The organism is Rhizobium sp. Root1212, assembly GCF_001424985.1.
Classification (GTDB): domain Bacteria; phylum Pseudomonadota; class Alphaproteobacteria; order Rhizobiales; family Rhizobiaceae; genus Pararhizobium.
The window spans coordinates 87701-93783 of record NZ_LMDA01000010.1 but is presented as its reverse complement, the minus strand read 5'-3'; the positions used below and the strand labels follow the sequence as shown (position 1 = coordinate 93783).

8 protein-coding genes are annotated in these 6083 nt (G+C 63.1%); 2 read left to right on the top strand and 6 right to left on the bottom strand.

What is annotated here, in order from left to right; all coding sequences use genetic code 11:
- From ASC86_RS11820 to ASC86_RS11800, 5 genes are all read right to left on the bottom strand, one after another.
- On the bottom strand, positions 1–362 hold a 362-nt coding region (locus tag ASC86_RS11820), incomplete at its 3' end, for an electron transfer flavoprotein subunit beta/FixA family protein (protein WP_162244999.1).
- 288 nt (positions 363–650) lie between these two features.
- Positions 651–1442, bottom strand: coding sequence for a rhomboid family intramembrane serine protease (locus ASC86_RS11815; protein WP_056320916.1), 792 nt, complete (start codon positions 1440–1442; stop codon positions 651–653).
- Positions 1443–1475: 33 nt separating this feature from the next.
- A complete protein-coding gene (locus tag ASC86_RS11810) occupies positions 1476–2054 on the bottom strand; it encodes a cob(I)yrinic acid a,c-diamide adenosyltransferase (protein ID WP_056320912.1) in 579 nt (192 codons plus the stop codon).
- A 9-nt stretch (positions 2055–2063) separates the two neighbouring features.
- Positions 2064–2267 carry a twin transmembrane helix small protein gene (locus ASC86_RS11805; RefSeq protein WP_056320909.1) on the bottom strand — a complete coding sequence of 68 codons (204 nt, stop codon included), beginning with the start codon at positions 2265–2267 and terminating at the stop codon, positions 2064–2066.
- A 16-nt stretch (positions 2268–2283) separates the two neighbouring features.
- Positions 2284–3120 carry an SDR family oxidoreductase gene (locus tag ASC86_RS11800; protein ID WP_056320906.1) on the bottom strand — a complete coding sequence of 279 codons (837 nt, stop codon included), beginning with the start codon at positions 3118–3120 and terminating at the stop codon, positions 2284–2286.
- Between the two features lie 205 nt (positions 3121–3325).
- Between ASC86_RS11800 and ASC86_RS11795 the strand changes: the two genes are divergently transcribed.
- Complete coding sequence (locus ASC86_RS11795; RefSeq protein ID WP_056320903.1) at positions 3326–4246, top strand: YihY/virulence factor BrkB family protein; 921 nt, start codon at positions 3326–3328, stop codon at positions 4244–4246.
- On the opposite strand, the gene ASC86_RS26630 is transcribed toward ASC86_RS11795, so the two are convergent.
- On the bottom strand, positions 4214–5305 hold the full coding sequence (locus tag ASC86_RS26630; RefSeq protein ID WP_244477600.1) for a glutamyl-Q tRNA(Asp) synthetase: 1092 nt from the start codon (positions 5303–5305) through the stop codon (positions 4214–4216). The two genes, ASC86_RS11795 and ASC86_RS26630, sit on opposite strands and share 33 nt — an antisense overlap.
- Positions 5306–5359: 54 nt before the next feature.
- Here ASC86_RS26630 and ASC86_RS11785 point away from each other — a divergent pair, with 54 nt between their 5' ends.
- The gene (locus tag ASC86_RS11785; RefSeq protein ID WP_056320901.1) at positions 5360–6019 is read left to right on the top strand and encodes a DNA-3-methyladenine glycosylase; all 660 of its coding nucleotides are present in this window, start codon (positions 5360–5362) and stop codon (positions 6017–6019) included.
- Positions 6020–6083: the final 64 nt, after the last annotated feature.

The following is a 6083-nucleotide window of genomic DNA, read 5'->3' as shown; positions in this document are numbered from 1 at the left end:
TCGATCGCCTGCTTGCCGACGATGATCAGGCCCGGCTGTTCGGCTTCGGCCACGCCCTTGACGATCTTGGCGACCGCCAGCGGCTCGACCTGATCGTCGGTCTCGACGAGGATGGCGCGGTCGGCGCCCATGGCAAGGGCGGTCCTCAGCGTCTCTTCGGCCTTGGCCGGACCGACCGAGACGACCACCACTTCCGAGGCCTTGCCGGTTTCCTTCAGCCGCAGCGCTTCCTCGACCGAAATCTCGTCGAACGGGTTCATCGACATCTTCACATTGGCAAGCTCGACGCCCGAACCATCCGGCTTAACCCGGATCTTCACGTTGTAGTCGACAACACGTTTGACCGTGACCAAGATTTTCATGGAAATCCTTCCTTCCAGACTTTTGCCGAGAAAATGCGCTTTAACGAAGCGCCCTGATGGTCGATTGGCGACATCGATACGCGTTTTTTCCCCAAATACAATCGCCGCCTTGTCCTCCGGGCGGCCACCGCGTGGCGCGACGTTGTCTTACGTTTACGTACAAGTCAATATTTCCGGGCTTAAAAATCCGACCTAAATCGGTTCATCCGCCTGCCTTTCCTTCGGACTGTCGCAACGATCTGAAAACCGGGCGGAGCCGACTTTCCAAGGATATCCACAGCCTTCGGCTCAGGAGGGGCGTCCCCATGGCGTCTGGCGTCGCGGCGAAGCGGCATTGACATCCTCCGCACCCGCCACCGCTGCGGTCGCGGGAACGACGGCCTTGGGCGTAACGATGGTGCGATCGAACAACGGCACATCCCGGCGTCGCAAAACGACCACAAGCACCAGCCCGGCGATGATGCCGCCAACATGTGCGCCCCAGGAGATCGCGCCGCGCGGATCGAGCGCCAGCATCACGAATTGCTGCAATATCCACAGGATCAGCGGTACGAAGGCGGGCAGGGGCAGCGGAATGCGAAAAAACACCAGCACCCAGACCCGGACCTTCGGATGCAGCAGCAGATAGGCCGCCACCACACCGGAAATCGCCCCCGACGCCCCGATCAGCGGCGCCTGCGAGGAGGTCTCGACCAGCCCATGGACCAGCGCCCCGGCCGCGGCGCAAAGCAGATAGAAGATCAGATACCGCAGATGCCCCAGCGCATCCTCGACATTGTCGCCGAACACCCAGAGAAACAGCATGTTCGAGGCGAGATGCCAGAAGTCCGTATGCAGGAAAGCATAGGTGACATAGGTCGCCCCCTCCGGCACCAGCACGAGGTTCGGCTCCAGATGCGCGTAGTCGAAGGCGAGCGCCGGGATATAGCCGAGCCCCAGGACCGTGGCGTTGGCGAAATTCTGCGAGGCAAGCGGCCCGGTGATCAGCCAGACCACGCAATTGATGACGATCAGCCCGATCGTGACATATTGCACCTTGATATGCTTCAGGGAGTTCGTGTCATGCAGGGGTATGAACATGGCGTCTCCCGGAGGCGTTTCGATCAGGCAAGCTTATCTGTTCTTCCCCGGAACCCAAAGCACGTCCGAAGCGCCCTTGTCGTTCATCCAGCGGGCGGCGACGAAGAGGAAATCGGAGAGCCGGTTGGCATAGGCGATGGCCTCCGGGCTGACGACTTCGCCCTCGATCCGGGAAAGCGCCACCATCAGCCGCTCCGCTCGCCGGGTGATGGTGCGGGCAAGATGCAGCGCCGCCGCCGCCGGGCTGCCGCCGGGCAGCACGAAGGAGCTCAGGGGGGAAAGATCGGCGTTCAGCCGGTCGATTTCCGTCTCCAGCCGCTCGACCTGACCGTCAAGAATGCGCAGCGCCTCATACCCCAGCGGCTCGCCGGTTTCGGGCGTCGAAAGATCGGCGCCGAGATCGAAAAGGTCGTTCTGGATGCGCATCAGCATGGCGTCGAGATCGGCATTGCTTGCGGTGTGCAGCCGCGCCAGCCCGATCGCCGAATTCGCCTCGTCGATCGTGCCGTAGGCCTCGACGCGCAGGTCGCTTTTCAGCCGGCGCGGACCGGCCGCCAGCCCCGTCGTGCCGTTGTCGCCGGTCTTGGTATAAATCTTGTTGAGCTTGACCATGCCGGTTCCTCAGGAAGGGCGTCCGCCGCCGGTGAGCCACAGGGTGAGCATGATCAGCGCGATGGCGATCGCCTGCAGCACGACGCGGGCCTGCATCAGCTTGTTGGAGGTGTTGCCGCTGCCGCCTCTGGCCATGTTGATCAGGCCGCGCAGGAGAACGATGACCACGAGACCCATGACGAACAGGGTCAATCCGGTGAGGAAACTGTGCATTGCCTTGCCTTTCCGATCAGCCAAGCCGGCCGATAATGCGATAGAAGAGGCCTGCCGGCAGCAGCTTTTTCAGAAGCGCTCCCTGCCGGGCGGGCGTGGTGACGATGTAATGCGGCTTCGGCCTCTGCGCGGTCAAGGCATGCTTCAGCACACGGTAGACGGCATCCGGCTCCAGCTTGCCGCGCGCCGGCTTGCTCTCGCCCCTGAGACGCTTGAGCTGCCGCTCGTATTCCACCGCATGGACCGAACCCTTAAGGTCTATGAACCGCTCGATCTGCGTCAGCGCATTGGCGGTGAAGTGCGAGGCGATCGGTCCGGGCTCGATCAGGCTCACATGCACACCGCTGCCTTCAAGCTCCATGCGCAGGGTCAGCGACAGCCCCTCCAGCGCGAATTTCGAGGCATTGTAGGCGCCGCGCCACTTGTAGGGCACGATGCCGAGGATAGACGAGCATTGCACGATCCGTCCGTGCCCTTGAGCCCGCATTGCCGGGATGACGCGCCGCGTCAGGTCGTGCCAGCCGATCACATTGGTTTCCAGCTGCAGCCTGAGCGCTTCCGTCGGCAGGTCTTCCACAGCGCCGGCCTGTCCATAGGCGCCGTTGTTGAAGAGCGCATCGAGCCTCCCGCCGGTGCGGGCAAGAACCTCCTCCACCAGAGTCGATATAGTGTCGCTCCTGGTATAATCCATGAGGAAGGTCTCGATGCCTTCGGCCTCCAGCGAGCCGCGATCTTCCTCGCGCCGCACGGTGGCGAACACCCGCCAGCCGTCCTGCCTCAGCGCCCTTGCGCACCATGCGCCGATGCCGGAAGAGCATCCTGTCACGATGATGCTGGGCCTGCCGTCCGTCATTGTTTGTCGTTCCCGGTGGAAATTGCCGCCCGGTTTCCCATATTCGCGAACGGGTGACAATTGCCCGAAGAGCCCATGCGGCGTTTCGGCACGAGTTCCCGGCGGCTTTCCCCGCTGATGTCTGTGGCTTCGCGATCGAGACGGAAGACATTGCAGGGAGGGGCGCATAAGATGCAGGAAATACGATGGGACCGTTGGAGAAAGAATGCCGGCCTTCATACATATAGCCTGGAAGGTCGTTTTCGATGCGCTCTGGCATTTCAGCGAGGATGACGGCTGGGCCATGGCAAGCCACGTGGCGCTGTCGTCGCTGCTTGCCGTCTTCCCGTTCCTGATCTTCGGCACCGCGCTCGGCAGCTTTCTCGGCGCCGACCGTTTCGCCGAAACCGCCGTGCACCTGATCTTCGATGCCTGGCCCGAATCGATCGCCAAGCCGGTGGCCGACGAGATCGTCCAGGTCCTCACCATCCCGCGCGGCGGCCTTTTGACGGTTTCGGTGCTGGCAGCAGCCTATTTCGCCTCGAATGGCGTGGAAGCGCTGCGCGTTTCGCTCAACCGTGCCTACCGTGTCACCGAAAGCCGCCGGTGGTACATCACCCGCCTTGCCAGTCTCGGCTTCGTGCTCGCCGGGGTGGTGATCCTCGCCTTCGTCAGCCTTTTGCTGGTGGCGGTGCCGCTCGCCCTTCGCCATGCCGACCGCTGGGTGCCGTGGCTCACGGAGCAACTCGCGACCGTCGACAACTGGGGTCTGGCGCTGGCGCTGGTGACGCTGACGGCGGGCCTGATCATCTCCCATCTCTGGCTGCCGGATGGCCACCGCAAGATCATGGATGTCTTGCCCGGCATCGTGCTGACGCTGATCGCGTGGTCGATCGGCGCCTATGCCTTCGCCTCCTATCTCGCGACCTTCGCCAATTACGTCTCGACCTATGCCGGCCTGGCGTCGATCATGATCGTGCTGGTCTTTCTCTACATGATAGGCGCGATCTTCATCATCGGCGCGGAGATCAACGCGGCGATCATGAAATACAAGGTCAAGCGCATGGTCATCCGCCATTTCCGTGGCGAGCCGATGGTGGAGGCAGAGGAGCCGCTAAAGGAGAAGCGCGCGGATATCCGCCGCTGATCGCCCGGCCGCGCGGTAGGCGGCAATCCCCGTCGCACCGTCGCTCTTCGAAAGCTTCTTGCCCTCCGCATCGAGCACCAGGCGGTGGTGGTGATAAACCGGCTCCGGCAGTCCCAGCAACTGTTGCAGCAGCCGGTGCACGGATGTCGCATGGAAGAGATCGCGCCCCCGCACCACGTGGGTAATACCCTGCAGCGCATCGTCGACGGTGACGGCGAGGTGATAGCTCGACGGCGCATCCGAACGCGACAGCACGATATCCCCCCAGGCCGCCGGATCGGCGGGAACGATGCCGATCGCGGAATCTGCGTTGTCGGACGCGAGGGTGCCTCCTGTTTTCCCTTCTCCCCCGCGGGGAGAAGGTGGCCCGAAGGGCCGGATGAGGGGGCCGGCTGGCTCCGAGTTCGCGGCAAAGACCCCCTCATCGCCTCGCATGCGCCGCCCCGATCTTCTCCCCGCCGCGGAGAAGGGGGAAGCAGCCGCATTTGTCGGCACTTCATACCCCGTTTCCCGCCAAAACAGCGGCCCATCAAGCTCCTTCAGCGCCCTCTGCATATCCAGCCGCCACGCGTGCTGCCGGCCGCTCGCCAGCATCGCCTGACGTTTTCCGAGCCCCCAATCCCGCTCCTCGCCGGGATAATGCGGCGCCCCATCCGGATCGCGCGGCCAGCGCCTTCCCGATGCCTCATGTTCCGCCACCGCCGCCTTGATCTCGCTGCGGCTCATGAAGGATGGATAGGCGAGCCCCCGCGCAATCAGCCGCTCCAGCATCTCACTGTAAAGCCCAAAATGCTCCGATTGCCGCCGCACCGGCCTTTCCCAGTCAAGCCCCAGCCAGCCGAGATCCTCATAAATGGCAGCCTCGAATTCCAGCCGGCAGCGGGTCGTGTCAATGTCCTCGATGCGCAGCAGGAAACGTCCTCCGGCATCCTTCGCCATGCCGTGGTTGATGAGAGCCGAAAGCGCGTGGCCGAGATGCAGGAGCCCATTGGGGCTCGGAGCGAAACGAAAGACAGCTTGTTTTGACAAAATCCCGGTCATGGTTTTTTCTCTTGCCATGCAGGACGCCTCCCGCCAAGTCAAAGCATCGGGAGTGACTGATGGATTGCAGCAATGCGGATCATTCGAACGCATGAGGATATAACGGCCGGCCTCGAAGGCCTGATCATGCTGGATGCCCGGCTGGAGCCGGTGGTCGAGCGGGCGGGGCCGGTGCCCTTAAGGCGCAGCGATCCCGGTTATTCCGGCCTTGCCAACATCATCGTCTCGCAGATGGTTTCCAAGGCGAGCGCCAACGCCATCTGGCGGCGCATGGAAGAGCGGCTGAAAGTGATCTCTTCGGCGGCCATGATCGCCGCCACCGATGACGATTGCCGCCATTTCGGCCTTTCCCGCGCCAAGGCCGAGGCGCTTCGCGCCGTCGCCCGCGCCGAGCTTGCCGGCGATATCGATCTTCAGGCGATCTGCCAGATCGAAGGCCGCATCGCCATCCGCGAGTTGAGCGCCATCAGAGGCGTCGGTCGCTGGACGGCGGAGGTCTATCTGCTGTTCTGCGCCGGCCATCCGGATGTCTTTCCGGTTGGTGATGTCGCGCTGCAAAATGCCGTCGGCCACGCGCTGTCGCTGCCGCTTCGCCCGTCTGCCCGCGAACTCGATGACCTGACGGCGGTCTGGGCGCCGTGGCGCAGTGTAGCGGCCCGGCTGTTCTGGGCGTATTATGCGCATGTGATGCATCGGGATGCGACGCCGGTGGCGCCGGTGGCAAAAAAGTGAATTCGTGCACGTTTTTGCTTTCGACTTCACAATCCTGACGCAACACGCCTAATATAGACATTGC